This is a genomic window from Methyloligella solikamskensis (assembly GCF_042676065.1).
Taxonomy (GTDB): Bacteria; Pseudomonadota; Alphaproteobacteria; order Rhizobiales; family Methyloligellaceae; genus Methyloligella; species Methyloligella solikamskensis.
In genome coordinates this window covers 1,470,042-1,494,286 of sequence record NZ_JBHTJO010000001.1, presented here as the reverse complement: position 1 = coordinate 1,494,286, position 24,245 = coordinate 1,470,042, and the positions used below count along the sequence as shown (strand labels likewise).

Annotated in this window: 31 protein-coding genes; 8 read left to right on the top strand and 23 right to left on the bottom strand. The window is 63.7% G+C overall.

The window, feature by feature from the left end; genetic code table 11:
* Positions 1 to 12 precede the first annotated feature (12 nt).
* From ACFQ2F_RS07280 to ACFQ2F_RS07255, 6 genes are all read right to left on the bottom strand, one after another.
* Positions 13 to 384, bottom strand: a complete 372-nt coding sequence (locus tag ACFQ2F_RS07280; RefSeq protein ID WP_379087878.1) for a winged helix-turn-helix domain-containing protein — start codon at positions 382 to 384, stop codon at positions 13 to 15.
* Positions 374 to 988 (bottom strand): hypothetical protein, encoded by a 615-nt coding sequence (locus tag ACFQ2F_RS07275; protein ID WP_379087875.1) that lies wholly within the window; start codon positions 986 to 988, stop codon positions 374 to 376. The genes ACFQ2F_RS07280 and ACFQ2F_RS07275 overlap by 11 nt, the downstream gene beginning before the upstream one ends.
* Positions 989 to 1,147: 159 nt before the next feature.
* A complete protein-coding gene (locus tag ACFQ2F_RS07270) occupies positions 1,148 to 1,972 on the bottom strand; it encodes an alpha/beta fold hydrolase (protein ID WP_379087872.1) in 825 nt (274 codons plus the stop codon).
* Positions 1,973 to 2,137: 165 nt separating this feature from the next.
* The gene (locus ACFQ2F_RS07265) at positions 2,138 to 3,085 is read right to left on the bottom strand and encodes a DUF5996 family protein (RefSeq protein WP_379087869.1); all 948 of its coding nucleotides are present in this window, start codon (positions 3,083 to 3,085) and stop codon (positions 2,138 to 2,140) included.
* A gap of 129 nt (positions 3,086 to 3,214) precedes the next feature.
* Positions 3,215 to 3,622 (bottom strand): RidA family protein, encoded by a 408-nt coding sequence (locus tag ACFQ2F_RS07260; protein ID WP_379087866.1) that lies wholly within the window; start codon positions 3,620 to 3,622, stop codon positions 3,215 to 3,217.
* A 10-nt stretch (positions 3,623 to 3,632) separates the two neighbouring features.
* Positions 3,633 to 4,790, bottom strand: coding sequence for an alpha/beta hydrolase (locus tag ACFQ2F_RS07255; protein WP_379087863.1), 1,158 nt, complete (start codon positions 4,788 to 4,790; stop codon positions 3,633 to 3,635).
* A gap of 369 nt (positions 4,791 to 5,159) precedes the next feature.
* Here ACFQ2F_RS07255 and ACFQ2F_RS07250 point away from each other — a divergent pair, with 369 nt between their 5' ends.
* Positions 5,160 to 6,185: a TerC family protein gene (locus tag ACFQ2F_RS07250; protein ID WP_379087858.1), complete on the top strand. Its 1,026-nt coding sequence runs from the start codon at positions 5,160 to 5,162 to the stop codon at positions 6,183 to 6,185.
* Between the two features lie 23 nt (positions 6,186 to 6,208).
* Here the strand turns inward: ACFQ2F_RS07250 and ACFQ2F_RS07245 are convergent, their stop codons facing one another.
* Positions 6,209 to 6,895: a class I SAM-dependent methyltransferase gene (locus ACFQ2F_RS07245; protein ID WP_379090634.1), complete on the bottom strand. Its 687-nt coding sequence runs from the start codon at positions 6,893 to 6,895 to the stop codon at positions 6,209 to 6,211.
* A gap of 55 nt (positions 6,896 to 6,950) precedes the next feature.
* Positions 6,951 to 7,430: an RrF2 family transcriptional regulator gene (locus ACFQ2F_RS07240; protein WP_379087855.1), complete on the bottom strand. Its 480-nt coding sequence runs from the start codon at positions 7,428 to 7,430 to the stop codon at positions 6,951 to 6,953.
* 25 nt (positions 7,431 to 7,455) lie between these two features.
* Here ACFQ2F_RS07240 and ACFQ2F_RS07235 point away from each other — a divergent pair, with 25 nt between their 5' ends.
* Positions 7,456 to 8,424 (top strand): transglutaminase family protein, encoded by a 969-nt coding sequence (locus ACFQ2F_RS07235; RefSeq protein ID WP_379087852.1) that lies wholly within the window; start codon positions 7,456 to 7,458, stop codon positions 8,422 to 8,424.
* Between the two features lie 36 nt (positions 8,425 to 8,460).
* Here the strand turns inward: ACFQ2F_RS07235 and ACFQ2F_RS07230 are convergent, their stop codons facing one another.
* From ACFQ2F_RS07230 to ACFQ2F_RS07195, 8 genes are all read right to left on the bottom strand, one after another.
* On the bottom strand, positions 8,461 to 8,991 hold the full coding sequence (locus ACFQ2F_RS07230) for an SRPBCC family protein (RefSeq protein WP_379087849.1): 531 nt from the start codon (positions 8,989 to 8,991) through the stop codon (positions 8,461 to 8,463).
* A complete protein-coding gene (locus ACFQ2F_RS07225) occupies positions 8,988 to 9,392 on the bottom strand; it encodes an ArsR/SmtB family transcription factor (protein WP_379090632.1) in 405 nt (134 codons plus the stop codon). Before ACFQ2F_RS07225 ends, ACFQ2F_RS07230 begins: the two co-directional genes overlap by 4 nt.
* Positions 9,393 to 9,516: 124 nt before the next feature.
* Positions 9,517 to 9,990 (bottom strand): Cys-tRNA(Pro) deacylase, encoded by a 474-nt coding sequence (ybaK, locus tag ACFQ2F_RS07220; protein WP_379087846.1) that lies wholly within the window; start codon positions 9,988 to 9,990, stop codon positions 9,517 to 9,519.
* A gap of 69 nt (positions 9,991 to 10,059) precedes the next feature.
* A complete protein-coding gene (locus ACFQ2F_RS07215) occupies positions 10,060 to 10,953 on the bottom strand; it encodes an NAD(P)-dependent oxidoreductase (protein WP_379087843.1) in 894 nt (297 codons plus the stop codon).
* A gap of 44 nt (positions 10,954 to 10,997) precedes the next feature.
* Complete coding sequence (locus tag ACFQ2F_RS07210; RefSeq protein ID WP_379087840.1) at positions 10,998 to 11,945, bottom strand: hypothetical protein; 948 nt, start codon at positions 11,943 to 11,945, stop codon at positions 10,998 to 11,000.
* Positions 11,946 to 12,073: 128 nt separating this feature from the next.
* Positions 12,074 to 13,045, bottom strand: coding sequence for a hypothetical protein (locus ACFQ2F_RS07205; protein WP_379087838.1), 972 nt, complete (start codon positions 13,043 to 13,045; stop codon positions 12,074 to 12,076).
* 97 nt (positions 13,046 to 13,142) lie between these two features.
* The gene (locus tag ACFQ2F_RS07200; RefSeq protein WP_379087835.1) at positions 13,143 to 13,538 is read right to left on the bottom strand and encodes a (R)-mandelonitrile lyase; all 396 of its coding nucleotides are present in this window, start codon (positions 13,536 to 13,538) and stop codon (positions 13,143 to 13,145) included.
* 68 nt (positions 13,539 to 13,606) lie between these two features.
* Entirely contained in the window at positions 13,607 to 14,221 is a 615-nt protein-coding gene (locus ACFQ2F_RS07195) for a TetR/AcrR family transcriptional regulator (protein ID WP_379087832.1), read from the bottom strand.
* Between the two features lie 211 nt (positions 14,222 to 14,432).
* Between ACFQ2F_RS07195 and ACFQ2F_RS07190 the strand changes: the two genes are divergently transcribed.
* The gene (locus ACFQ2F_RS07190; protein WP_379087829.1) at positions 14,433 to 15,380 is read left to right on the top strand and encodes a homocysteine S-methyltransferase family protein; all 948 of its coding nucleotides are present in this window, start codon (positions 14,433 to 14,435) and stop codon (positions 15,378 to 15,380) included.
* Between the two features lie 112 nt (positions 15,381 to 15,492).
* Here the strand turns inward: ACFQ2F_RS07190 and ACFQ2F_RS07185 are convergent, their stop codons facing one another.
* Positions 15,493 to 15,744 (bottom strand): hypothetical protein, encoded by a 252-nt coding sequence (locus ACFQ2F_RS07185; protein WP_379090630.1) that lies wholly within the window; start codon positions 15,742 to 15,744, stop codon positions 15,493 to 15,495.
* Positions 15,647 to 16,528, bottom strand: coding sequence for an aldo/keto reductase (locus tag ACFQ2F_RS07180; protein ID WP_379087826.1), 882 nt, complete (start codon positions 16,526 to 16,528; stop codon positions 15,647 to 15,649). Before ACFQ2F_RS07180 ends, ACFQ2F_RS07185 begins: the two co-directional genes overlap by 98 nt.
* Positions 16,529 to 16,691: 163 nt before the next feature.
* On the opposite strand from ACFQ2F_RS07180, the gene ACFQ2F_RS07175 reads away from it, so the two are divergent.
* Entirely contained in the window at positions 16,692 to 17,249 is a 558-nt protein-coding gene (locus ACFQ2F_RS07175; RefSeq protein ID WP_379087823.1) for a TetR/AcrR family transcriptional regulator, read from the top strand.
* A 32-nt stretch (positions 17,250 to 17,281) separates the two neighbouring features.
* On the opposite strand, the gene ACFQ2F_RS07170 is transcribed toward ACFQ2F_RS07175, so the two are convergent.
* Together ACFQ2F_RS07170 and ACFQ2F_RS07165 are read right to left on the bottom strand one after the other, a co-directional pair.
* Positions 17,282 to 17,908, bottom strand: a complete 627-nt coding sequence (locus ACFQ2F_RS07170) for a nuclear transport factor 2 family protein (RefSeq protein WP_379087820.1) — start codon at positions 17,906 to 17,908, stop codon at positions 17,282 to 17,284.
* A 137-nt stretch (positions 17,909 to 18,045) separates the two neighbouring features.
* On the bottom strand, positions 18,046 to 18,570 hold the full coding sequence (locus ACFQ2F_RS07165) for a VOC family protein (RefSeq protein WP_379087817.1): 525 nt from the start codon (positions 18,568 to 18,570) through the stop codon (positions 18,046 to 18,048).
* A 174-nt stretch (positions 18,571 to 18,744) separates the two neighbouring features.
* On the opposite strand from ACFQ2F_RS07165, the gene ACFQ2F_RS07160 reads away from it, so the two are divergent.
* Positions 18,745 to 19,230 carry a YaiI/YqxD family protein gene (locus ACFQ2F_RS07160; RefSeq protein ID WP_379087814.1) on the top strand — a complete coding sequence of 162 codons (486 nt, stop codon included), beginning with the start codon at positions 18,745 to 18,747 and terminating at the stop codon, positions 19,228 to 19,230.
* On the opposite strand, the gene ACFQ2F_RS07155 is transcribed toward ACFQ2F_RS07160, so the two are convergent.
* The gene (locus ACFQ2F_RS07155; RefSeq protein WP_379087811.1) at positions 19,227 to 20,066 is read right to left on the bottom strand and encodes an alpha/beta fold hydrolase; all 840 of its coding nucleotides are present in this window, start codon (positions 20,064 to 20,066) and stop codon (positions 19,227 to 19,229) included. The genes ACFQ2F_RS07160 and ACFQ2F_RS07155 overlap by 4 nt on opposite strands.
* A gap of 131 nt (positions 20,067 to 20,197) precedes the next feature.
* Between ACFQ2F_RS07155 and ACFQ2F_RS07150 the strand changes: the two genes are divergently transcribed.
* Positions 20,198 to 20,797 carry a CGNR zinc finger domain-containing protein gene (locus tag ACFQ2F_RS07150; protein WP_379090628.1) on the top strand — a complete coding sequence of 200 codons (600 nt, stop codon included), beginning with the start codon at positions 20,198 to 20,200 and terminating at the stop codon, positions 20,795 to 20,797.
* Positions 20,798 to 20,888: 91 nt separating this feature from the next.
* Here ACFQ2F_RS07150 and ACFQ2F_RS07145 read toward each other — a convergent pair whose 3' ends face one another.
* Positions 20,889 to 21,776 (bottom strand): LysR family transcriptional regulator, encoded by an 888-nt coding sequence (locus tag ACFQ2F_RS07145; RefSeq protein ID WP_379087807.1) that lies wholly within the window; start codon positions 21,774 to 21,776, stop codon positions 20,889 to 20,891.
* Between the two features lie 126 nt (positions 21,777 to 21,902).
* Between ACFQ2F_RS07145 and ACFQ2F_RS07140 the strand changes: the two genes are divergently transcribed.
* Together ACFQ2F_RS07140 and ACFQ2F_RS07135 are read left to right on the top strand one after the other, a co-directional pair.
* A complete protein-coding gene (locus ACFQ2F_RS07140; RefSeq protein ID WP_379087804.1) occupies positions 21,903 to 22,361 on the top strand; it encodes a CidA/LrgA family protein in 459 nt (152 codons plus the stop codon).
* Positions 22,358 to 23,059: an LrgB family protein gene (locus tag ACFQ2F_RS07135; RefSeq protein ID WP_379087801.1), complete on the top strand. Its 702-nt coding sequence runs from the start codon at positions 22,358 to 22,360 to the stop codon at positions 23,057 to 23,059. Before ACFQ2F_RS07140 ends, ACFQ2F_RS07135 begins: the two co-directional genes overlap by 4 nt.
* Here ACFQ2F_RS07135 and ACFQ2F_RS07130 read toward each other — a convergent pair.
* Positions 23,042 to 24,241: a winged helix-turn-helix domain-containing protein gene (locus ACFQ2F_RS07130; protein WP_379090626.1), complete on the bottom strand. Its 1,200-nt coding sequence runs from the start codon at positions 24,239 to 24,241 to the stop codon at positions 23,042 to 23,044. The two genes, ACFQ2F_RS07135 and ACFQ2F_RS07130, sit on opposite strands and share 18 nt — an antisense overlap.
* Positions 24,242 to 24,245 lie beyond the last annotated feature (4 nt).

The window sequence follows — 24,245 nt, the reverse complement described above, 5'->3', positions numbered from 1 at the left end:
AAAAAGAGGCGACTAAGCGCCTCGGGGTTTCAACATCGGATCGTTGTCCACGCGAGCGCTCACATCCGCGGCGTCGCGCACCACGCGCTCCAGCTCGGCGACATAGTCGAGAAAGCGCTCACGGCCAGCGGGCGTGAGACGGCATGTGGTGAGCGGCCGCTTGCCCTCGAAACGCTTGTCGATCTGAACGAGCCCGGTCTCCTCCAGCACCTGAAGATGACGGGACAGATTGCCGTCGGTCAGGCCGCAAAGCCGCTTCAGGTCGCCGAAGCTGAGCCCTTTCGGGTGACCGATCAGGGAGGTCAGGATTCCGAGCCGGGCCTTCTCGTGGATGACCCGGTCCAGCCCCTCATAGGCGTAAGGCGCGGAACGTTCACGAGACATCGCTCTCTCCATAGCTCTGATAGATGATCGCGGCGAGCAGCAGCTGGCCGATGGCAAAGGGGATCCCCATCATCAGGGGCGACAGCGACTGGTCGTCTGCACCCCACATGAGGACGGCGCACCCGCTGACGAAGTACCACGCCCCGGCGAGCGCAACGGTGCGCGGCAGAGACGGCAGCGCGGCAAACAGGCCGAGGCTGACCAGCAGCTCCCAAAGACCGGGCAGCATCCAGACATTGTCGGGAGCGAACCGCAGGAAGATGGCGCCGAGTGCCGCGCCCGCAGCGCCTGCCGGCAGGAACTGGTGCACGGCATTGAGGATCATGGAGTCGGCAAGCCCGCCATGCTCACGCCGGGAGCGGACCACCATCTCCATGCCAATCAGCGCCACGCTGATCACGGCAATGACGACCCAACCGCCGAAGAAGATGAGCGGGACATCGAGCGGATCGGTGAGGAACAGGCTTTGGCCGATCCCCATGGCCAGCGCCATTAGACCGGTGATGCCGAGCGCCGCGGGCCCGAGCCCCTTGAACGTGGTGCTCGCCGCAACCTTGCTCCGAATGTCGGCAATGTCCGACAGGGCTTTATCGTAATCGCGCATTGCGTCCCTCCCCAAACTTTGTAACGCAAAGTAAGCACGTCGACAAAGCCAGCGCAAGGGATTTCTGCAACCGAAGGTTAGAGACTCCGGACGATCGGCGTTTGGGCGAAGCGGAACGGAAGGCAGAACCGCCCCTACCCGCCTCGCCGCCCTTGTGACCTAGCTTGTGAAGAAGTCCAGCAGGTCGGCGTTGATCACGTCGGCCTGGGTAGTGATCATCCCGTGAGGGTAGTCCTTGTAGGTCTTAAGCGTGCCATTGGGCAGAAGCTCGGCGGATTTCGGACCCGAAGCGACGTAAGGCACGATCTGGTCGGCCTCGCTGTGCATCACCAGCACCGGCACCTCGACCGCCTTCAGGTCCTCGGTGAAGTCGGTCTGGGAGAAGGCAACGATGCCGTCGTAATGGGCCTTGGCGCCGCCCATCATACCCTGCCGCCACCAGTTCCAGACATTGCCCGGGATGGTCTCCACGCCGTCCTTATTGAAGCCGTAGAACGGCCCCGCCGGCACGTCGTAGAAGAACTTCGCCCGGTTTTCCGCGAGCTGCTTCTGGAAATCGTCGAACACCTCCTTCGGTGTGCCTTCCGGGTTTGCGTCGGTCTTCACCATCAGCGGCGGCACCGCAGAGATGATCGCCGCCTTGGCCACCCGGGAATCGCCGTGACGGGCGATGTAGTGGATCACCTCGCCGCCGCCGGTGGAGTGGCCCACATGGATCGCATCTTTCAGATCGAGCGCCTCGGTGACCGCCGCCAGGTCGTCGGCGTAATGGTCCATGTCGTGACCGCTATCGACCTGGGATGAGCGTCCGTGGCCCCGCCGGTCATGGGCGATGACGCGATAGCCCTTCTCAAGGAAGAACATCATCTGCGGATCCCAATCGTCCGCCGAAAGCGGCCAGCCATGGCTGAACACGATGGGCTGTCCATCACCCCAATCCTTGTAGAAGATCTCGACGCCGTCTTTTGTGGTGACAAATGGCATGGGAATTCTCCTCTTATGCAGGGAATTCCGCTTGGCCGAACGCTTGCGCCGGTCGAGCGGGTCAACAGCAATTGGGAGAGATCAAGCGAGTTACAAGACGCCCGTGTGACGCAATATTGTGCAGCTGCAAAGACGAAATGGCGCAGCTCAATCGGGCTTAGAACTTCAGAACGGACGCACCACCCCTGGCCGCCCGATCTCGCATTCCAGGGCCCGACGGTCCCAGCCGCCGCCATCGGCCGCAGCGGCGTAGGTGGCTTGCAGAAACTGGAGCAGCGCAGCGTCCGGATCGGCCGCCGTTCGAACCGCCTCGTAGGACATCACGTATTCACCCATGCCCTCATGGAAGCTGGCGCCCTCCGGCAGGCCCTTGGCGTCCCGAAATCCGGGCGGCTCTGGATAGGCGTAAGAATAGAAGAGCGGGAACGGCGCATCGGGTCCGCCAGACCAGAATCCGGCGCTGGAGACCTCATGGGAATAAGCTTCCTGCGCCACGTCGTCCGGCAGGTTCGGCACGCCGCCGGGATGCAGCGGTGCTGGCCGGCCCGAGAACCGCGTAACCGCAAGGTCGAAGCTGCCCCAGAAGAAATGCACCGGGCTTACCTTGCCGAGAAAGGCCGACCGGAATCGCGTGAAGACCTCATCGGTTCTGAGCCACGCCCGCCACAAACGGTAGGCCGCATCAGGATCGTAGCGGCGCGGCCGGTCGTCCCGTGCAAACGGCACCGCATCCGGCACCTCGTTCGGCTTCCCATCGAAAGCGACATCGATCCCGGCCTTGCCGAGCATTTCCACCACAGCGGCATGGAAGTCGGCAATCGATGGTGCACCAAGCGGGATCTCATCACGATGGCCGGCGCTGGTCCGGAGCGTCAGACGATGCCGGATCAGATCGAACTCAAGATCGAACGCGCCACCACCATAAGGGATCGCGCCGGTGCTGAGCCCCACGGCGCTGAGATAGAGCGTCACCTGCCAGCTGTGGTTGATCCACGGCGTCAGCGCGAGCCGCACCTTGCCGACGATCTGGGTCATCAGATGGAGCGCCTCGAACGTCTCGTGTTCGGCTTGGTATGAGAGAAGCGGCCAATCGGATTGATCGTCGGAAACCATGCTCTGTCCTCCGGGGCGTCGAACTCCGGCTCAGCGATCGAGCCGGTTTCCCGTAGATGGGGGCGGAAGGCGCAAAAGGAAGCGGGTGCTGGCGCCTGTCCTACGGCCGCCTGGGCCCGGGCACGACGCTCAAGCCGGAATGACCGCCATGGCTTCGACTTCGATCAGATAGTCGGGCTGGGCCAGCGCATCCACGCCGATCCAGGAGGACGCGGGAGGATTGTTGCGCCCGAACGTCTCGATGAGCACCTTCGCGATCACGTCGGCATCCGGACCGGAATGGAAATCGCGGATATAGAACCTGAGGATCTGGAGATCGTCCGGCGTTCCGCCTGCGGCCTCCACGGCGATAAACACCTGCTTCAGAACCTGGCGGAACTGCGCCTCGAGCCCGTCCGCGTTCGGCTTGCCCTCGGCATCCCACGGCACCTGCCCCGCGATATTGACGATCCGGCCGGGCTCGCTGATCACGACTTGAGAAAAACCCCACGCCCTGCTGTCGAAGAGCTCCGGGGGCTGGAGAGTCTTTCGAGGCATGGGCGCAGAGCTACTCCGCAGTCGCAGCCTGGGCGGGCGTGAACGGGTTGGGGAGCCTGCCGGCGAGATCGTTGAAAACGAACGTACCGGCCGAACGCGAGGTGCTGGCTTGCGCCTGATTGCGAACGCTCGGGTAGAGCGCGACGAACTCCACGTAGCGGTCGTGGTTCATGCCGCTGGTCGCCTCCAGGCTGGAGATATCGACCACCTGAACATGGCCCTTCGCGGCGGCCTCCTGCACCAGCGGGCTGTTGACGTCGATGGCGCCGAGCCGCTGGCGGTCTCCAGCGATACGGCTGGAGAAGCTGAGCGCCTTGTCGTCCCGGGAGACCAGCACCGTGAGCGGCGGCTTCAGGGGACCGATCACCTCGAGCTGCGAGATGAAGACCGCGACATCGATATCGGGCGCGGCCAGGATCACGTTCAGCTTGGCGATCACATCGTTGCGGCGCATGAGCCGAAGCTGACGCACCGATTCCACCGTCAGCCATCCACCCATGCTGTGGCCGAACAGGGTCACTTCTTTCGTGCCCGGCTGCCGGGCCAGAAGGGTCAGCGTGTCGACCAGCCCGTCCCGCGAATAGGTGGCGTTGTCCTTGTCGGTCACATAGCCCGAGACCTTCGCGGCGGAAGGCCAGTCGAACAGGACGGTCGTGCCGCGATGGCCGGAATCGTTCGCCATCTGGGCAACCCGGAAGAGCGCCTCTTGGAAATTGTTGTTGTAGCCATGCACGAAGACGCCGTAGCGACCCGTGCGCCGCTCTCGGGTCTCCGCCAGGGTCAGACGCCGGAAGCTTTCCCGGTCGAGACGCTGCTGCTCGACCACCACGAAGTCGCGGGACGGATCCCCCGCCCCCTTGGGCCATTCGATGGCGCCGGGCTGATGCCCGGGAGGAATGGAAATGGTGAAGGCGGCGTAGTTCAGCCCCCGCGCCGGCTGATCGGTGAAGACATTGCTGTCGGCCGCGGCCCGCGCCCGAGTGGTCGCCACATAGACCGTGACCGTTTGGGTCTCCGGCACGCTTGCGGAAACCGGGGCCAGCACCTCCGGCCCAGGACGGCCGGCGCAGCCGGTGAGCAGGAAAAGAGCGAGCGCAAAGGCAACCCAAGAGGCGCCCCCCTCTGGCGCAACGCGAAGCGCGCGCCTACATGCACTTTGCTGATCCACCCCCGGCTCCTACGCGATACAAGCCGTCACGCCATCTGACGGTTCGTACAATATACGCATTCAAATATCGGCGAAGTCTACGACGAAAGGACGGCTCATGCAGGCAAAAAGCGGTGCTCAAGAAGGCCGCCCCATCAAAGCCCCTTCGCGCGATGGACAGGACGGCCCCAACCGTGAGAAGAGGTGGACCGCGAAAGGCGCCTGAGGGCGAAAGACTGCGCAAATGAGCTGCGCGCCGAGGGACAAGCATTTAGGGTGCGGCGCGCATCCAACGGGGCGGTCTTGAAGGCCAGTCTTGAAGGGACGGCCGGCTTCGCCCACCTCCATCACTCCTCTCCCGTTCGGGAGCATTGAAGCGAAAGCATATCAATGGAATCGAGCATCTGGCTCTGGATCGCCTTCAACATCTTCGTTCTGGCGCTGCTAGCGTTCGATCTCGGCGTTCTCCACCGCAAGGAGCGCGAGATCAAAGTCGCCGAGGCGATGAAGCTGAGCCTGATGTATATCGTGCTGGCGCTCATCTTCGGCGCCGGACTTTTCTGGCTCAGAGGCCATCAGGACGGCATCGACTTCCTCACCGGCTACTTCATCGAGAAGTCGCTGAGCGTCGACAACATCTTCGTCATCGTCCTGATCTTCAGCTATTTCCAGGTGCCCCCCCAGCATCAGCACCGGGTGCTCTTCTGGGGCATTCTTGGCGCCCTCGTCATGCGCGGCATTCTCATCTTCGCCGGCGTGAAGCTGATCCACGAATTCGCCTGGATGGCGCTGATCTTCGGCGCGTTCCTGATTGTGACGGGCGTGAAGATGCTGGTGGTGGCCGACGAGAAACCGGACCTGGAGGACAATATCATCGTGAAGGCGGTCCGAAGCCGCTTCCGGCTAACCGACCGCTTCCACGGTAAGCATTTCTTCGTCCGCCAGGAGGGCGCGCTCTACGTCACGCCCCTCTTCCTCGTGCTTGTGCTGATCGAGGTCACCGATCTCATCTTCGCCGTGGATTCGATCCCGGCGATCATTGCCATCACCACCGATCCCTTCATCGTCTACACGTCCAACGTCTTCGCGATTTTGGGCCTCCGTGCGCTCTACTTCGCGCTTGCCGGCATCGTCCCGCGCTTCGTCTATCTGAAATACGGCCTGTCGCTCGTGCTGCTGGTGATCGGCTTCAAGATGATCGCCAACTACCTCTATGGCGGGAAGTTCATTCCCACCGAGTGGGCCCTGCTCATGACCGTCATCCTGATCGGCGGCTCCATCATCCTCTCGCTCATTAAGACCCGCGGCCAGCTCAGCGAGGGCGAGACTTTGCCCACGGGCTGGATCCCCGGCAGCGGCGTGAAGGAAGAGGACGAGGCTGAATCCGCAAAGCAGAAGCAGCCGGACGAGAAATAGCGTCCGGTCTGCCTGAAGCGGCCTCAAGCGTAGGCCACCCAGCCCCGCCAGGTGAACGCCGCGTAGAACAGCGCGACATCTGAGAAGCCGGCAGCTTCGAGAATTGCGGCATTCTTCTCCGGGCTGAACATCAAGTTCCGGTTGGCAGCAGTTACGGAGCGCCACTTATCTGCGCGCTCAGGCTCCTCCCCCGCGGCAACCGCAAACGCCGCGTACCGGGAGAGCCAGATATCCTGTTCGTCCTCCCCTTGAGGGCAGCTCACATGAGCCGCAACGAACGGCGCACCCGGCTTGAGCCGACGCCGGATCTCGCCTGCGGTGCGGGTCCGCTCCGGCGCATCGAGGAAATGGAGGGTCAGCAAGCAAACCGCCCCATCGAACGGCCCCTCCGGCGCGTCATCGATATAGCCGTGAACAAACTCAACGCGCTCCGCTGAAGGTCCTAGCTTCCGCTCCGCCAGATCGAGCATGGGCCGGGCCGGGTCGACACCGACGAAGGTCCAGCCGGGATGAGCTTCAGCCAGAGCCTTCAGTTCCATTCCTCCGCCCGCCCCGAGCACCAGGATGCGCCCATTGTCAGGAGCACGTTCGGCCAAAAGAACACCCGCCATGCGGTGAAGATCGGCAAGGCCGGGGACATAACGCACCGGACCGTCCGAATAGCCGGCCACTGCTTCCGGATCGGAGAACCGGGCAACGATCTCCTCCATGCTCACCTCACCAGGCATGATCTCCTTATGCGCCTTCTCGTCATGCGCCATCTCATCATGCGCCATGTCTGTCCTTTCCATGTGCGGCCTCCAGACCGCAGCTCCCGCAATGAGCCACGACCCGTGCATGAAAATCTTCGCTCAGCGCCGCCAGCGTCACTTCCCCGAAGCGGGAAAGCAGCAGCGCCTCAGCATCGTCGAATGCGTCGTTGAGCGCGGCATTCACCGCCTGCTCGACGGCACAGCCGGGCGACTCCGTCCGGTTGCCCATGGCGAGCAGCGCTGGCGACCCCAGCGCGCGGTAGATATCCAGCAAGGTGATCTCGGTCAGCGGCCGATCGATGGACCAGCCGCCCCCGTGGCCCTTTTCGGACCGCACATAGCCTGCCTCCCGAAGTCCTCCGAGCACGCGGCGGACGACCACAGGGTTCGTGCACATCGCCTTGGCAAGCATCTCGGATCGCACCGGGCCGTCCTCTTCCGCCATGTGCAGAAGCACGTGAAGGACGCCAGACAGTTTGCTGTCGCGTTTCATGTAACTTTAGTTATTACATGATGCAATGCAGCGCAAGTCGGACCTCTCAGGCTGCGGTGATGAGGCGAGACCGCGGCCGGCCATCTCTGCTATCAAGGCAAACCGGCCCACCGTCGGCCTTCTCGATTTCTTCCGCCTGCCCTTCCGCCAGATGCATTTCAAAGTCCGTCACCTCACAGAATACCGCTATTCGGCGCCCGTCGGCTTCGCGCCCCATACGCTTCGGTTGACGCCGCGGAGCGACAAGATCAGCCATCTGAAGCACGAGCTTCTCGTCGATCCTGAACCGGTCAGCCTGCAGGTGCTGACGGACGCCTACGGCAATCCGGTCACCCACGTCGCCTTCGAGGAAATGTCGGATTGCCTGGCAATTGAGAGCCGCTTCGAACTCCAGACCGCCCCTGCCCCGTCACTCGACGGGATCGATCTTCTCTCCCTGCCCTGGCCCGATGGTGCGAGCGAGCAAGGCGCCGAGGGGATGACACCCTATCTCTCGGCCGAACCGGAGGACGAGACGGTCCAGGCCTTCGCCAGAGAGCTGGCGGCGGAGTGCAACAATGCGGCGCTCGGCTTTCTCCAGCATCTCAACACGACGCTCTACACCCGCACAGACCGGAAGATCCGAGACGAAGGGGCTGCCCAGACGGCGGCCCATACACTGGCCATCGGCCGGGGCGCCTGCCGCGACCTGGCGGTGCTCTTCATCGCCGCCTGCCGGAGCCTAAACGTCCCGGCTCGCTTCGTGAGCGGCTACCAAGCCTATGCCGAGACCGCGGATGGGCGGCGCTATCTCCACGCTTGGCCGGAGGCCCATCTTCCCGGCGTCGGCTGGATCGGCTTCGACCCCACCCACGGCGTCATGGTCTCCGACGGCCACGTCGCCATCTGCGCAGCACCCGAGCAGGCCGACACCATGCCGGTCTCCGGCGGCTTCTACGGTCAGGGCATCACCTCGACGCTCCATTTCGAGGTCGAGATCGAGACGAGCCAGTAACCGTTCGACGAACGGAGCCGGCGCGCTGCTGCCACCTCAGGTCGAGAGGCGCTGCTCGTAATCTTTCCGCAAGCTGAGGAAGTGATCCCAGAACGGGTCCGGCTCCTCCCCGGCCAGCCGCGCGGCAAGGACATCGAGATGGGCATGCCAGCCCGTGCTGACCCCAAGCAGGGATTTACGGTCGGTCACCCGATGATGGGTCACGGTCAACAGAACCTGATCGCCATGCGGCTCTAACGCAAAGGTGACGCCACCCGTCTCGCCCCAGGTGAAGGACAGCTTATGGGGCGGGTCGACCTCGGTAATCTCGCTCTCCAGGCTGTGCTCGGAGCCGAAGCCCTCCGGCTTGCTGCCCGGCGGGTCCGTCAGTTCGTCGTTGCGCCAGGTGAATTCGAACGGGGCTCCGACCGACAATTCCATATCGCCAGCGGCGAGCCACTTCCGTCGCAAGTCGCTTTCGGTCAGATACGCCCAAACACGGTCGATGGGGCCCGGCAAAAGCCGCTCGATCCTCAGAGTCGTATTCTCGATCAGCACGCCGTACCCATTGGTGGAAAACTCGTTCATCGCTTTTCTCCTGTACTGAGGGACTTCGAGTTAACGGTGGATTTGGGTTCACTGGACGACTTGGAGTGCTGCGCATTCTCCTCGCGCAGAACCTTTTCCAGCGCATCGAGACGGCCGGTCCAGAAGCGCCGGTAGAAGCCGAGCCATTCGTCGGCGCTCGCCAGCGGACCGGGCTCGAGACGGCACATATGGGTTCGACCCTGCACCTCGCGGCGGACCAGCCCCGCTTTCTCCAAAACCTTGATGTGCTTGGAAGCTGCTGCGAGCGACATATCGAAAGGCTCTGCAAGCTGGCCGACGCTACGCTCTCCGTTGGCAAGCTCGCCCAGCATATGGCGGCGCGTGGCATCCCCGAGAGCGTGAAAGACGGCATTGAGTTCAGGAGCATGAAGTTCAACCATGTAGTTGAACATAAAGGTCTCACGCAGACATTCAACCGTTTTGTTGAATATTCGCGCAACGTTCCCTGCCCCGTTGACCTCGTGGGCTAGGACTGCCGTTGAATTGGAATGAGTGCTCGGCCGTCTACGCCACGAGCGGAATGGTCAACGCGTCCAGCACGGTCACCGCATCCTGCGGGTTCATGCGGATCTGCAAGCCCCGCTGACCGCCATTGATGAAGACATGGGGTTCGGCGAGCGCCGTTTCCTCCATGGCCACCGGCACTTTGCGCATCTGACCGAAGGGCGAGATCCCGCCGACCTTGTAGCCCGTCAGCCGTTCGGCATCCGCCGGCGGCATCATCTTCGCCTTCCGCCCCACGAAGGCGGCAGCGAGCTTCTTCATGGCGACCTGAGCGTCGGACGGGAGAATCGCGATGACGGGCTCGCCATCCACCAGCGCCATGAGGGTCTTCAGAATCCGAGCCGGGTCCTCGCCCAAGGCGTCGGCCGCCTGTAGCCCGATACGCTCGGCGGAGGCATCGTAATCGTAAGTATGGAGGGTGAAGGCGACGCCGGCCGCCTCGAGAGCCTTCGTCGCGCGGGTGGATTGAGACATGGAGAAAGGTCGGCTGATGGAAATGTGGATGAAAACAGGGGGAGAGAGACGGACGAGAGAATAACCCGATTACGAGCCGGCTTTCGACGTTCTTGCCTCGATCGCCTTCACCACCGCGGCCATGTCCTCCGCTCCGAAGCCGAGTGCAACGGTTTCCTCATAGAGCGTACGGCTTGCATCGAGGAGCGGCGAAGCAGTCTCCGACGTTCTGGCTGCCTCTGCCGTTAGGTCGGCGTTCTTGAGGACATCGGTGATCGCCGCCTGAACCTCGAAATCCTCCTCCAGCAGCTTCTGCAACTTCACCTTGGAAACCGCGCTCGCCATCGGCCCGGCATTCAACACCTCCGCGAAGCGCTCCAGGTCCACCCCCAACCGTCCGGCCAGATGAAAAGATTCCGCCAGCGCGGTCACCATGGTGATGAGGAACAGATTGACCGAAAGCTTGGTCGCGAGGGCGGAGGGCACCGCGCCGCAGTCCAAGACCTCGGAGCACATCGGCGCGAGACACGGGCGGACCTCGTCCACCGCATCCGGCTCGCCTGCGACCATGGCGATCAACTCACCGGCCTCGGCGGGCTTGCGCGAGCCGGACACAGGCGCCTCGACAAAGCGTCCGCCCGCGTTTCGGATCTCCGACTCCAGCGCGCGCGAATAGGCGGCGGAGTGGGTCCCCATATTGACCACGATGCGATTGCGGACGTTTTCTGCAAAGCTGGACGTACCCCGCTCCAGCACGATATCGGCCGCACCATCATCCACCATCATGAGGATCACGATCCGCGCCGCGTCGAAAACCGCCTCGGCGCTCGGTGCCACCTCCGCGCCGGCAGCCCGAAGAGGCTCGCATTTCGAGGGCGTGCGATTCCAGACGATCAGCGCTTCTCCCGCTGAGGGCAGAGAAGACGCCAAGTTCAACGCCATGGGCTGGCCCATGAGGCCGAGTCCGATAAATCCGATGGTCAAGGAAACGTCTCTTCGAATACGGCTCCGGACGAAGCCCTGGGAGTTTACCGGCAGATCGGCAGCGGCTTGGGCGGCGGCCCCTTGGGCAGCGAGGCCTTCCAGCGCTTGATAACCGGCTCCAGCTGCTCCTTCGGCCAGAACTTCGGCTTGCCGATCGCCCGCAAACAGGCGGCATTCCAATAAGCACCCTGCGCGCCGCTGGCGACCGCCGCGATGTCACGGGATTCGGGGTAGATATAGAGCGTGGTCGGGTTGTTGCGCACCATCTCCTTGATGTCCTGAGTGTCCGACCAGGACCAGCTCGTGCAGCCATTGCTGCGCCCGCCCGTGTAGTTCACGTACGTGCCGTATGGCGCGAAGCCATTCTCGTCTGCGTATTGCCTGTCCGGCGCCTTCATGCGGCATTGCCAGCGCAGCATCACCGCCGCGTGGCCGCCGATTTCCCGCGGCCGTGCGTTGGCCGCCTCCCCCATCCCCTCGAACTGGATGAAGGTGCGCACCAGGGGCTGAGACTTGCCGCTCGCCGTGTAATAGCCCTTGAAGGAATCCTTCAGCTCCGCCGTCAGATAAGGCCCGCCGGCGGTCAGCTTGGAATCCAGCGCGTTGGAGAAGTTCTTCGCGCATTGCCGCCCGTTGGCGAAATTGCCGAGCCGGCCGAGATTGCGTCCGTTGCCATGGCCGGAGGACATGACTTTGTAGATCTTCTCCCGCTCGCAAATGATGTAGAAGCGCCCGTTCTTGCCGACGCCGGAAGGCCGGGTCGCATCCATGGCAAAATAGCAGCGATTGCGGATCCGTCCGGCTTGGAGCTGCTGGAAATAGAGCTGGCGCGCCCGGTAGAGTACGACCGGCGCGATCTGCCCCTCGCCCGTCCCCACATGGCGCATGAGCCAGTCCGGGGCGTTGAGCTGCGCGCGCGCATCCGGAACGCCCGCTCCAAACGCAAGCGCGGCAAAGCCGATCAGAGCTGGAAGAAGCGATCTCAAAAGCATTGGATTTCGATCCCCCTCAGCCGAATCTGACAGGCCAGGGTTAGGCTTTCGTTTACGCTACGCCACGCTGGGCACGCACGGTAGAAGAATTGCTGCAATTCGCATCCCCGGCACATCGAGGCGGCAGCTCAGCGGCAGATCGGCAAGGGCCGCGGCGGGGGCGCCGGATACTTCTTCTTGTACCGGTCGATGGCAGGCTCCAGGCTCGCTCTCGGCCAGAACTTCGGCCGGCCGATGGCGCGCAGGCATGCCGCGTTCCAATAGGCCCCGCGCACCCCACGCCCAACGGCCACGATGTCCCGCGATTCCGGATAGATATAGAGGCTGGTGGGATTGTTCTGCACCATCCGGGTGATCTCGTTCGCGTCCGCCCAGGACCAGTTGGTGCAGCCGTTGCTCCGCTTGCCCGTATAGTTGATGAACTCGCCGTAGGGCACATAGCCCTGCTCGTCGGCATATTGGGCGTAGGCAGGGTCCGGCGGCTTTATCCGGCATTGCGCACGGATCACCACGGACGGGTGTCCGCCGATCTGACGTTCGACCGCGTTCGCCGTCTCCCCCTCCCCTTCGAACTGGATGAAGGTTCGCATCAGTGGCACGTATTTCCCGTCCGCCTTGTAGTAGCCCTTGAAGGAGGTCTTGTGCTCGCCGGTCATATAGGCCCCGCCCATGGTGAGGAGCGAGCCTTCCGCGTTGGAGAAATGCTCCGAGCAATCCGGCCCGTTGGCGAAGTTCCCCACCGTCTGAAGGTTCATCCCATTGCCGTGACCGGATGACATGACTTTGAAGACCTGGTCGCGCTCGCAGATGACGTAGAACCGCCCCTGCTGGCCGACGCCGTTGGGGCGCGTCGCATCCATGGCGAAATAGCAGGGGTTTCGGGTCTGGCCGGCCTGGAGCTTCTGGTAATAGAGCGCCCGGGCTCGTGCGATCACGACAGGTGCGATCTGCCCGTCGCCGGTGCCGATATAGGGCAGCAGCCATTGCGGCCAAGTCGCCTGCTGCGCCTGCGCCTTGGGCGCAGCACCGCCAAGGGCAAGCGCGAAGGCGAGGCCTGCGCAAGTGACGCCGATCAGAGCGAAAAGAAGCGATCTGCCCACCGAATCATCCCTCGCGACAGAAGCTATCGTCAGGCCGAAACGATGCGACGATGGCATGGCGACTTCAAGACCGACAACGCACGGACCAGGACCGTCCTCAGCCGCGATAATCCTCGTCGGACACCTTCTCCATCCAGGTTACCACCTCGCCGTCTTTTGCTTCCTGGACCGCGATATGGGTCATGGCGACCTCGGGAGAGGCACCGTGCCAGTGCTTCTCGCCGGCCGGGAACCAGACCACGTCGCCGGGGCGGATCACCTCGACGGGTCCGCCTTCCCGCTGCACGCGCCCCACGCCCTGGGTAACGATCAGGGTCTGGCCCAGCGGATGGGTATGCCAGGCGGTACGCGCGCCGGGCTCGAAGGTGACGGAGGCGCCGGCGACCCGGCCGGGCTCCTCCGCCTTGAACAGCGGATCGATCCGCACCCTGCCGGTGAAATAGTCGTCCGGACCTGGATTGGAGGCTCGCTCGTCAACGCGCGTGATCTTCATGAGCAGACCTTTCTCTATTCGCTACGGGGTACACGCCCTGGCGGAAAGATGGTTCAGCCTGGCGGTCGTTAAAGCCTCGGCGAGAAAAGAAGCTTCACGTAGGAGCGCAAGAGCATGACTTGCTGGGACGTGACGGAAGGATCCCCGATCGCCCGCGCCATGACGAGGCCTCCCTCGATGACGGAACTCACCATGTCGGCGAGATGGTCCAGATCGACCTCGTCGTGGGGCCGATAGACCGCGGTGATATCGTCGAACATGGCCCTGAAACGCTGGCGCCAGCCAAGCACCGCGCGGCGGTTCGCTTCGCGGACCTCACGGTTGAACAGCCTGTCCTGATAGACAGCCGTCGCCACAACGCAGCCCGGGTGCCCGTTGGGCATATCCTCGATCAGCTCCGCCAGCAGCTTGAAGGCGATCAACGCTTTCTGCAGAGGGTCGTCGGAGAGCTCCCCCGCCCGGCCGATCAGATCGTCGAAGAGCTCGTCCTCCACCGCGATGTGACGCTCGATCAGCGCGCGGGCGAGAGCGTTCTTGTCCCTGAAGTGATAGAAGAAGCCGCTCTTTGTAATCTCGACATTGGCGACGATCTCGTCGATCGACGTCGCGTCGAAGCCTTTCGCCAAGACAGCATCCTGAGCGAAGTCGAGAATCTTTCGCCGTGTTTCTTCCCCACGGGCCACGTCGATTTCCTCCACGCATTCATACCGACGGTACAGTACCACCAGTGCGGTTTTCCTGCCCCACTATGGTCTCGGAACGATGTTCGAAACTTAAGGGATTGATCTCGTTATCGGATTTTCGTCTGCCAAACCGTACCGCAAGTCGCCTTCCTTGACCGGCGGGATCGACTAGATACCGGTCTGACGATTTTGCATCCCAGAAAGGTGTCAGATGACGAACGTTAAGACATTAATGAAGACCGGCCGTCCCTTCCTGACCGACGGCGGATTCGAGACATGGCTGTTCTTCCAGAGAGGCTTCGAAGCGCCCAATTTCGCAGCCATTCTTCTCATGGACGATGAAGCCGCCCGCGAAGCGATGCGCAGCTATTTCGACGGCTTCCTGGCCATGGCCGAGGAAGCCCAAACCGGGTTCGTCCTCGATACCAACACCTGGCGCGGCTGCACCGCCTGGGGCCCGGCGCTCGAGAAATCCGAAGCGCAGATGCTGCGCCTGAGCGAGGCGGCCGTATCCTTTGCCAAAGAGATCCGGGCCGATTGGCAGTCCCGTGTCTCGCCGATACTGCTGAACGGCGTCATCGGCCCTGCGGGTGATGGCTACGTGGCGAGTGAGGCGCCCGACGCTGGCGAAGCCCGTAAGATGCATCAGCCGCAGATCGACTGCCTGGCCCGCGCCGGCGTCGACATGATCTCGGCACTCACCATGACCAATACCGAAGAGGCCATCGGGATCGCCCAGGCCGCGGCGCAGGCGGACTTGCCGGTTGTCCTGTCGTTCACCGTCGAAACCGACGGACGGCTCCCGACGGGAGAGACGCTGGAGCAAGCGATCGCGCGGACCGATGAGAAGACCGCAGGCGCGCCGCTCTACTACATGGTCAACTGCGCCCACCCGGACCATTTCGCCGAGACGCTCAAGACCGGCGCGGACTGGGTGGAGCGCATCGGTGGCGTTCGGGCCAACGCATCGCGCCTCAGCCACGCGGAGCTGGACGCCTCGGAAACCCTCGACGATGGCGATCCGGAAGAATTCGGCACGCTGCACGCCGAACTTGGCGGCCTCCTGCCGAACCTTCGCGTGTTCGGCGGCTGCTGCGGCACCGACCATCGTCATGTCGGCTCCGCTTCGAAAGGACTGTTGTCGCAGGAGGCGGCCTAGGACGATCACCAGCAGAAGCCCCTAGGTGGAACGGTGGATGGAGCCGGACCGCACCGACGAAATCGTCTTCTGACTACCCCGGCGCGGCGAAACGACCCTCCTGAGGAAGGCTTCAGGCCGCGGCGCGCTCCACCATGGGCCGGCGGCGCATCGAGATTTGTGCGATCGACGGCGGCACGTAAGCGGCGGCCTCGAGCGGCGCCACGTCGACGCCCGGCGGCACGATCTCGTCGATCCGATCAAGAATCTCGTCGTCCAGCGCCACCTCAGCTCCGGCGAGCAGCCCATCCAGCTGTTCCATGGTGCGCGGGCCGATGATCGCCGAGGTCACCGCAGGATGCGCCGCCACGAAGGCGAGTCCCATATGCATCAGCGACATGCCGGCGCTCTCCGCCAGGGGGATTCAGCTGCTCGACCGCGTCGAGACTGGCCTCATCCGACATCGCCTTCGGGAAATATTGGGCCCGCAGCGAGTCAGGCTGGGGCTGCCCCTTGCGATATTTGCCGGTCAGCATCCCCTTTGCCAGCGGACTCCAGGTCATCACGCCCATGCCGTAGTGCTGGCAAGCAGGGAGCACCTCGCGCTCGATGGACCTGTTGAGGATCGAATAGGGCGGTTGCTCTGTACGGAACCGGGCCAAGCCCCGCCGCTCGGCGACCCATTGCGCCTCGACGATATTTGACGCGGGGAAGGTCGAGGAGCCGATCGCGCGCACTTTGCCCGCCCGCATGAGATCGCTGAGCGCCGAAAGGGTCTCTTCGATATCGGTGTCAGGCGTCGGCCGGTGAAGCTGATAGACATCGATATAATCCGTCTGCAGCCGGTGCAGAGAATCGTCGACGGCCTTCGTGATCCAGCGGCGCGAGGCGCCCTGCTGGTTCGGATCGTCGCCCATCGGGCCATAGAACTTGGTGGCGAGCACGACGTTCTCCCGCCTGCCCTTCAGGGCTTCTCCAACGATGATCTCCGATTCGCCCTGGCTGTACCTGTCGGCGGTGTCGATGAAGTTGATGCCGAAATCGAGAGCCTTGTGGATAATGCGGACGCACTCCTCATGATCGGAATTGGCGAGTTCGCCGAACATCATCGCGCCCAGGCACCAGGGGCTGACTTGAATGCCGGTTCGGCCGAGCGGACGGTAATGCATGGCGGTCTCCTCAAGAGGCTGGCGCAGCGCTGGAAAACGGGCTACACACGAAACGGAACGATCTTCCGTTTATACGGAACACCGTTCCGTTTAGCAAGAGGATGACGCAAACGTGGGACGGGACGCCGCACGACCGGACATACAGGAGGACGAGAGCAGGCCGATGCGCGCCGATGCGCGGCGCAATCTCGATGCCGTGCTGCGGGCCGCAATGACCGTCTTTACGGAGAAGGGTGTGGACGCGCCGATGCGCACGATCGCGGCGGAAGCCCGCGTTGGCATCGGCACCCTCTATCGGCACTTCCCCCAGCGCTCGGACCTGATCAAAGCGATCCTCCGCCGTGAGGTGGACGCAAGGGTGGAACACGGCGCCGCGCTGGCCGGCGAGAAGCCGCCGAGCGAAGCGCTTGCTTTATGGCTTGAAAGTCTCGTGGATCTGGTGGCGACCAAGCGCGGCCTAGGCCCTGCCCTGCACTCGGGCGATCCGGCCTACCAAGCGCTACCCGAGTACGTCTTTGGACGGCTCACCCCTGTCCTGAAGGGGCTGCTCGATGCGGCACAAGCGGCCGGAGAAATCCGCACCGATATCGACGCAAACGAGCTTCTGCTGGCGGCGCTGCGGCTAGCGACTCCGGCGAGCGACGGCAGGCCCGAAGAGGCCCGCCGCATGATGGCCTTGCTTTTCGATGGTTTGCGCTTTGGAGCGGGCGCGACGCAGTAGCTGGAGCGCACCGCTTGAGGCTCCCGGCAATCCTATTGCGGCACAGGCGCGTCCGGCAGGTCGTGCCAGCGCTTGATCTTCCACCCTTCAGGCCCCTTCACCAGCCAGCCCTCGTAGTTGAGGCTGGTGACGGCGCTGAAGGTCTTGCCGTCCTTCGCGCTTGTTAGAAGCCCCACGACGCTGACATGGGCCGTGTCCTTGGTCTGGTCGAGGAACAGGATGTTGGACATCAGATGCCGGCGCCGTTTGCCGGAACTCGCGAAGGTCTTCATCCGCGCCGTCCAGAAGTTGCGGAACCCTTCGCCGGTGAAAGAGACCGACGGCTGCCCCGGCGTGCCGGCGACGAACACGGCATCGTCGGTGAACAGGTCGAGCCAGGCCTCAGCCTCGTAATTGTCGTAGGCGAAGGAATAGGCATAGAGCAGGTTCTCGATCGCCAGCCGGTCCTCCGGGTCGAAATCTGTCGCCCCCGGATTCTCCTTCGGCGCATAGGACGTGAGAGGCTTCACATCCGGCGCAAGGCTGGCGCCTTTGGGAAGTTCGGCTGCGACGGAGGCGGACTCAGCAGAGGCGGATTCAGCCCAGGCGGGGACGCTAAAGACGGGCGCGGCAAGAACGAAAATCAGAGCCGCGAGGGCGGCGGGAATGGGGGGAGTCATGAATTGGATAGTCCTGAAGTAAGGCGTGTATCGATATCGGTCCCGGCGCATTGCGGAAGACGCCGAACCTCTCATAACACAGCACCTTCGCGGCATTTTCTTTGCAAGTCGTTTAAGGATGGCCCCCCCGACCGACCTCACCCCTTACCCCGCGGCGGGTACCACGCGTCCGGCTCCGGATAGGTCCAGTCGGCGTCGAAGGCGATCGTCTCCAGGCAGGTCGTCGTCTTCGACTCGGTTTCGAAGAAGGCGAAGTGGCATTTGCCTTCCCAGCTTCCGCCTTGGGCGAATTCAAACCCGCGCCGCTCGAATTCCGCGATGCGCTCTTTGAATGGGATATCGTTGCAGTCATAAGCGACGTGATGGATGCCGTCCCCATGGGCGTCGATAAACTCCTGGAAGATAGTGGGCCCAGAGACCGGCTCGATCACCTCCCAGACCGGACTGCCGTCCTCGGCATCGGCGAAACACACCTTCAGCGTGAATTCGGCGGGCTTCCCCCGGTAGGTCTGGTTCGCGACATTGTCCGGGCTGAAGGTATAGATGCGCCACGGGCCGATGCCCAATTTGGACAAGCCCTCGATCGCCTTGCGATGATCGGAGGTGATGATCGCAACCTCGATCATCCTGCCGAGGAAACCGTCGTCACTTGCGTCGGTCATAAATTCCATCCCTCCTGAATGCCGCCTCAACCCCAGGACCTTAGCAATCTCCTCGGCGCGGGTCTCCGGGTCGACGTGGCCGGAGTCGTAAGGCGCGATCCTGTTTGCGGGATCGTGCGCTTTCGTCAGCAACCAGGATTAGCCCCCGCCCCGCCGACCTGCTAATCCCCACCCATGCCGGACCCGATCCTGATCCTCGTCGATGCCGATGCCTGTCCCGTGAAGGACGAGGTGTTCAAGGTCGCGCTGCGCTATGGGATCAAGACGATCGTCGTCTCGAATGCCTTCATGATGCTGCCGAAGCATCCTTCGATCGAGCGCGTGATCGTCGATCAGGGGCTGGACGTGGCCGACGACTGGATCGCCGAGCGGGCGCGGCCCGGGATCATCGTGGTGACCAACGACGTGCCGCTCGCCCATCGCGCGGTCACGGCCGGGGCCGAGGCTCTGGCTCCCAACGGCAAGCCGTTCGATGCTGGATCCATGGGCATGGCGCTCGCGACCCGGGACCTGATGACCGATCTCCGCTCGGCGGGCGCCATAACCGGCGGCCCCCGCCCCTTCTCCAAGGCCGATCGCTCGGCCTTCTTGCAGGCGCTGGACGCGGCCATCGTCCGCCTCAAGCGGGCCGGTCACCCCATCGAGCCGCCCGACGCCTAGGCCAGAAAGTCTCTGATCTCGCCCGCGATCTCTTCCGCGTGGGTTTCCAGCGCGAAGTGGCCCGTGTCGTAGAGCACGATCTTGGCTTCGGGAATATCGCGCTTATAGGCCTCCGCGCCGGGCGGAAGGAAGAACGGGTCGTGCTTGCCCCAGACAGCCAGCAGACGAGGCTTATGGGTCCGGAAATACTCCTGGAATTGCGGGTACATCGCGACGTTGTTTTGATAGTCGCCGAACAGATCGAGCTGGATATCGGTGGCGCCGGGACGGCCGAGGTAATGCCAGTCCAGCGTATAGCCATCCGGCGAGACCTCCTCCGGATCGGCCACCCCATGGGTGTACTGCCAATAGGTGGTCTCAAGCGTCAGCACGGGGCGGATCGCATCGCGGTTCTCCTGGGTCGGGTTCTCCCAATAGGCACGGATCGGCGCCCATGCATCGCCCAGCCCCTCCTCATAGGCGTTGCCGTTCTGGGTGATGATCGCCGACACGCGCTCCGGATGATTGAGCGCCAGCCGCAGGCCCGTCGGTGCACCGTAGTCGAAGACATAGACGGCGAAGCGGTCGAACCCGACCTCCTCGGTGAAGCGGGCGGTCGTCTCGGCGAGAGACTCGAATGTGTTCGCCTTCGGATCGTCCGACTGGCCGAAGCCCGGCAGATCCGGCGCGACGATGTGGAATTTGTCGGCGAGCAGCGGGATGAGATCCCGGAACATGTGGCTGGAGCTCGGAAAGCCGTGCAGGAGCAGAAGCTTCTCGGCGCCCGGCGTCCCCGCCTCCCGATAGAAGATCTTCAAGCCGTCGACGTCGGTGCTGCGATAGCGAATGTCGGTCATTGTCATCCTCCCAAACTGTAACCACCTAATATGCATTTAGGTGGTTATGCTTGATTGGCTGAAACCTGTCAAATATGATTTTAGAGGTTACACCTTTGGAGAAGCCCGTTTTGACCGAACCCGAAGCTCCGATGCTGATCGCCGACGACCGCGGTCTCGATTTTTTGAATTCCCTGGCGACGCCCCATGGGGAGCCCGTCGACTGGCTCGCCGATGGTGAAGGCCTGGTGGAATGGCTGCGTGAAGCGGAGCTGGTACCGGCAGACGCGCTCGATGAGATCGCCAAGCACGCAAAGCCGGCCGAGCTGGACCGCGTGGCCGGCGAGGCGCGGGAGCTGCGCGACTGGTTTCGCAGCTTCGTGACCGCCCATATGGGCCGCCCGCTGACCGAAAAGAGCCTGCGGGAGCTGGCGCCCCTCAACACACTGTTAGAGCGGGACGAGATTTATGGCCAGGTCACCCGGAGCGACGAAGCGGGCCAGCCCCGGCTGAGCTTCGTGACCCTGCGGCGCTGGCGCTCACCCGACACCCTGCTCTTCCCCATCGCCGAGGCCATGGCGCACACCATCACCGAAGAGGACTTTGCTCATGTGAAGGCCTGCGAGGGGCATGACTGCATCCTGCTCTTCGCCGATCACACCCGAGCCCACGCCAGGCGCTGGTGCAGCATGAGCGTCTGCGGCAACCGGGCGAAGGTGGCCGCTCACCGCAAGCGTAAGAAGGCGCAATAAGCCCCTGACACGACTCGGGTTTCGCCCTGGCTAGGACGGCAATCTTTCCGGAGCTGGATGCAGCGTAAGACGCAGCGCAAGGAGCACACCCTCAAACGTCCTGGTGGATCTCCCGCAGACAGGCGAGCCAGGCTTGGGCGCTCTTGGAAAGGTAGCCGTTCCGACGCCACGTGACGGCGAGGTTCCAATCGGTCTCGTGGCCCTTCAGCGGCACGTAATCCACGGCGGCCCGGCGCCGCTCATCGGCGATCATGCGGGGCAGAAAGGCAACCCCCAGCCCCGCCGCGGCCAGCTCCACCACGAAATCGAGCTGGCTGCTGCGCGCCACGATCTGCGGCTCGAACCCTTGCGCCCGGCAGGCCTCGATGATGATGCGGTTCAGGGCAAACCCGCTTTCGAACAGGATGAAGGGCACGTCCTTCAGATCCTTCAAGGTGACCGGGCCCGCATCCTTGAGCGGATGGCCGCGCGCCAGCAGCGCCACCAGTGGCTCGCAGCGAACCGTCTGCCAGTCATACTCCTGTTCCGGTATCGGCAGCAGCGAGCCGGCGAGATCGATCTCGCCCGCCTGGAGCAGCTCGTCCAGCCGGTCGCCGCCATGCTCCACAAGACTGACGTCGATGCCGGGATAGCGCTTGCGGTAAAGGGTGAAGACCGGCGCGAACAGCACGCTGGAGCCGATGGGCGGCAGGCCGAGCCGCAAGGTCCCCCGCCGCAAGCCCCGGATATCGTCGAGCTCGGCGATCAGATCCTCCCGGTCGGCCAGAAGCTGCTGTGCCCGGCGGAACACCACTTCGCCCGCCTCCGTCATGGTGATCCGATGGCCGATCCGGTTCAGGAGCGGCATGCCGATCTCGTCCTCGAGCTGGCGCACCGACTTGCTGACCGTCGATTGAGTCGCGAACAGGGTCTCGGCCGCAGCGGAAAAGCCCCCCTGGCGCACCACCTCGACGAAAACGCGAAGTTTCCTGAGCTCCATACTTATTCCATATCCGAATGGACTTAAGTCAGACAAGTCATTTTAGGAATTATGCTGCACCGCATATAGTCCGGGCCAATGTTTCTTCGAAAGCCACCAGTCCCAGGACTCCCCATAGGACCCCTCATGACCCTCCGCGCCGCCCGCATCCAGCTTCGCCGCTTTCTGCGCAACAGCAGCGCCGCGCAAATCGGCCTGATCATGCTGGTCTGGCTCGCCGGCCAGCTCGCCGTCTGGCTCACAGGCATTCCCCTGTCAGGCGGTGTTGTCGGACTGGCCTTCCTGCTCGCCTTGCTGGCCAGCGGCCGGGTCAGCCGCTTCAGTCTGCGCCGGGGCTCGAGCTGGTTCCTGGCCGAGATGATCCTGTTCTTCATGCCCGCGACCCTGGCGGTACTCAATCATCCGGAGATGCTCGGCCTGCTCGGGGTGAAGATCATGATCGTCATCCTCGCCGGCACCGCCGCGGTGATGATCTCCAGCGCGCTCACCGTGGAGCTCTGCTTCCGCTGGCGCACGCACCACGCGGCTTGCACGAACGCCGACCGTTTCGACGCATGCGGGATGAGCTCCGATAGCGTGGCATGAATTCCCTTTGGCAAGAGCCCTATGTCCAGATGCTGTTCTGGTCCGCGTTGACCATCGCGGCCTACTGGATCGCCAGGCGTCTCCATGCGCGCTTCGGTCAGTGGTGGCTCGCGCCTATCGCCCTCACCCCGGCCTTGCTGCTCGCCGTCGCGCTACCGCTCCATGTCAGCTATCGCGACTATCTCGACAGCACCGGCTGGCTCCTGGCCATGCTGGGCCCAACCACCGTCGCCTTTGCCGTGCCGATCTACGAGCACCGCGCCCTGCTACGCCGCCATTGGCCCGTGCTGATGGTCGGCATGGTCATCGGCACCGCGACCGCCCTGGGCACGGCTTGGCTTTTCGCAAGCCTGTTGGGGCTGGACGATGAGATGCGCCTGAGCCTGCTGCCGCGCTCCATCAGCACGCCCTTCGCCATGCAGATGTCGGAAAATATCGGCGGCATCCCCAACCTCACCGCGATCTTCGTGGTGCTGACGGGCGTGTTCGGCGCGCTGGTCGGCGAGATCCTGCTGAAGTGGTTGCCGCTGCGTACGTCCCTGGCCCGCGGTGCATTGCTGGGGCTGGGCGCCCATGGCGCCGGCACAGCCCAAGCTTATCAGTTGGGCGAAGAGGAAGGCTCCGTGGCCGGGCTTCTTATGATCCTGGTGGGCTTGCTGAACGTACTGGTCGCCGCCGGATTATTGATGGTCCAGTGAGGGCGGAAGAGCCCCGGCGGCCTCCGGCGAGAGAATAAGCTCCGCCAGGCCGAGCCAATCGGCCATCAGGCGAAGCTCCGCCATCAGCCTCTCGCCCGTCTCCGCCGGCGCACCCTCCTCAAGATGGGTCCGCAACGCCACAAGCGCACAGGCCTTCCGGTCGGCCTTAAGATCGACCCGGGCCACCAGCGCCCCGTCCATCAGGAAGGGCAGCACATAATAGCCATGCTCACGCTTATGGGCTGGCGTGTAGATCTCCAGACGGTAGCGAAAGTCGAACAATCGCTCGGTCCGCGGCCGGTGCCAGATTAGCGGATCGAAGGGCGAGAGCAGCGCCGCGCCGTCGAGCTTGCGACCGGCCCGGGCCTTCGCGTGCAGATAGGCCGGCTGGCGCCAGCCCCGCACCCGCGCAGGGATCAGCGTGCCCTCCTCGACGAGCTGATCGATGGGCAGCCGGGCGTCGGCGGCGGGGATGCGGTAATAGTCCCGTAGATCCTGCGCCGTGGCGGCACCGAGCACGGCGGCCGAGCGCGCCAGAAGCTCTCGCCGCGCATCGTTGCCCGAGGGCGTCGGGGTCTCCAGGATCGCCCGCGGCAGCACCCGCTCCGGGATATCGTAGACTCGCTCGAAGCTGGAGCGCCGATGGGTGGCCGCGACCAGCCCGGCCCAGAACAACCATTCCAGGGCCTGCTTCACGGAGCTCCAGCGCCACATGCCCTTCGTCGCGGGGCCTTCCGTTAGATCGGACGCCGCAAGCGGCCCCTCCTGTTCGATACGGGCGAGCAGCGCATCGGCCTCTTCCCGCCGTTCGCCTGCGAAAGGTTCGAAAGCGCGCCACACACCCTGACCTTGACGCGCGCGCGCCATGCGCCAGCGCAGGAGGGGATGCAGATCGATGGGAAGAAGCGAGGCCTCATGCCCCCAATACTCGAAGAATCGCTTCGGTCGGGCCTCCGCCACCCTGTCCAGCAGCGTCCGGTCGTAAGCCCCGAGGCGGGAGAAGAGCGGCAGATAATGGGCGCGCACGAGCACGTTCACGCTGTCGATCTGCAGCAGGCCAAGCCGGCGGATCGCTCTGCGCAAGGCGCCAGCACCGGCCGCCCCGTCGCGCTGCAATCCGTTGAAGCCCTGGGCCGTGAGCGCGATCCGGCGCGCCTCAGACGCGGAGAGTTCCGTCTTCAGCTCC

What these genes read in the sequence shown, in the direction of transcription:
- ACFQ2F_RS07210 (WP_379087840.1), bottom strand. Translation starts at nt 11,945, where the DNA reads ATGCTTTTGAGATCGCTTCTTCCAGCTCTGATCGGCTTTGCCGCGCTT.
- ACFQ2F_RS07165 (WP_379087817.1), bottom strand. Translation starts at nt 18,570, where the DNA reads ATGACCGACGCAAGTGACGACGGTTTCCTCGGCAGGATGATCGAGGTT.
- ACFQ2F_RS07170 (WP_379087820.1), bottom strand. Translation starts at nt 17,908, where the DNA reads ATGACTCCCCCCATTCCCGCCGCCCTCGCGGCTCTGATTTTCGTTCTT.
- ACFQ2F_RS07230 (WP_379087849.1), bottom strand. Translation starts at nt 8,991, where the DNA reads ATGAACGAGTTTTCCACCAATGGGTACGGCGTGCTGATCGAGAATACG.
- ACFQ2F_RS07200 (WP_379087835.1), bottom strand. Translation starts at nt 13,538, where the DNA reads ATGAAGATCACGCGCGTTGACGAGCGAGCCTCCAATCCAGGTCCGGAC.
- ACFQ2F_RS07250 (WP_379087858.1), top strand. Translation starts at nt 5,160, where the DNA reads ATGGAATCGAGCATCTGGCTCTGGATCGCCTTCAACATCTTCGTTCTG.
- ACFQ2F_RS07180 (WP_379087826.1), bottom strand. Translation starts at nt 16,528, where the DNA reads ATGCATTACCGTCCGCTCGGCCGAACCGGCATTCAAGTCAGCCCCTGG.
- ACFQ2F_RS07245 (WP_379090634.1), bottom strand. Translation starts at nt 6,895, where the DNA reads ATGGAGGAGATCGTTGCCCGGTTCTCCGATCCGGAAGCAGTGGCCGGC.
- ACFQ2F_RS07275 (WP_379087875.1), bottom strand. Translation starts at nt 988, where the DNA reads ATGCGCGATTACGATAAAGCCCTGTCGGACATTGCCGACATTCGGAGC.
- ACFQ2F_RS07190 (WP_379087829.1), top strand. Translation starts at nt 14,433, where the DNA reads ATGACGAACGTTAAGACATTAATGAAGACCGGCCGTCCCTTCCTGACC.
- ACFQ2F_RS07160 (WP_379087814.1), top strand. Translation starts at nt 18,745, where the DNA reads ATGCCGGACCCGATCCTGATCCTCGTCGATGCCGATGCCTGTCCCGTG.
- ACFQ2F_RS07185 (WP_379090630.1), bottom strand. Translation starts at nt 15,744, where the DNA reads ATGGGACTCGCCTTCGTGGCGGCGCATCCTGCGGTGACCTCGGCGATC.
- ACFQ2F_RS07175 (WP_379087823.1), top strand. Translation starts at nt 16,692, where the DNA reads ATGCGCGCCGATGCGCGGCGCAATCTCGATGCCGTGCTGCGGGCCGCA.
- ybaK (WP_379087846.1), bottom strand. Translation starts at nt 9,990, where the DNA reads ATGTCTCAATCCACCCGCGCGACGAAGGCTCTCGAGGCGGCCGGCGTC.
- ACFQ2F_RS07240 (WP_379087855.1), bottom strand. Translation starts at nt 7,430, where the DNA reads ATGAAACGCGACAGCAAACTGTCTGGCGTCCTTCACGTGCTTCTGCAC.
- ACFQ2F_RS07280 (WP_379087878.1), bottom strand. Translation starts at nt 384, where the DNA reads ATGTCTCGTGAACGTTCCGCGCCTTACGCCTATGAGGGGCTGGACCGG.
- ACFQ2F_RS07260 (WP_379087866.1), bottom strand. Translation starts at nt 3,622, where the DNA reads ATGCCTCGAAAGACTCTCCAGCCCCCGGAGCTCTTCGACAGCAGGGCG.
- ACFQ2F_RS07140 (WP_379087804.1), top strand. Translation starts at nt 21,903, where the DNA reads ATGACCCTCCGCGCCGCCCGCATCCAGCTTCGCCGCTTTCTGCGCAAC.
- ACFQ2F_RS07155 (WP_379087811.1), bottom strand. Translation starts at nt 20,066, where the DNA reads ATGACCGACATTCGCTATCGCAGCACCGACGTCGACGGCTTGAAGATC.
- ACFQ2F_RS07270 (WP_379087872.1), bottom strand. Translation starts at nt 1,972, where the DNA reads ATGCCATTTGTCACCACAAAAGACGGCGTCGAGATCTTCTACAAGGAT.
- ACFQ2F_RS07235 (WP_379087852.1), top strand. Translation starts at nt 7,456, where the DNA reads ATGCAGCGCAAGTCGGACCTCTCAGGCTGCGGTGATGAGGCGAGACCG.
- ACFQ2F_RS07150 (WP_379090628.1), top strand. Translation starts at nt 20,198, where the DNA reads ATGCTGATCGCCGACGACCGCGGTCTCGATTTTTTGAATTCCCTGGCG.
- ACFQ2F_RS07225 (WP_379090632.1), bottom strand. Translation starts at nt 9,392, where the DNA reads ATGGTTGAACTTCATGCTCCTGAACTCAATGCCGTCTTTCACGCTCTC.
- ACFQ2F_RS07265 (WP_379087869.1), bottom strand. Translation starts at nt 3,085, where the DNA reads ATGGTTTCCGACGATCAATCCGATTGGCCGCTTCTCTCATACCAAGCC.
- ACFQ2F_RS07135 (WP_379087801.1), top strand. Translation starts at nt 22,358, where the DNA reads ATGAATTCCCTTTGGCAAGAGCCCTATGTCCAGATGCTGTTCTGGTCC.
- ACFQ2F_RS07145 (WP_379087807.1), bottom strand. Translation starts at nt 21,776, where the DNA reads ATGGAGCTCAGGAAACTTCGCGTTTTCGTCGAGGTGGTGCGCCAGGGG.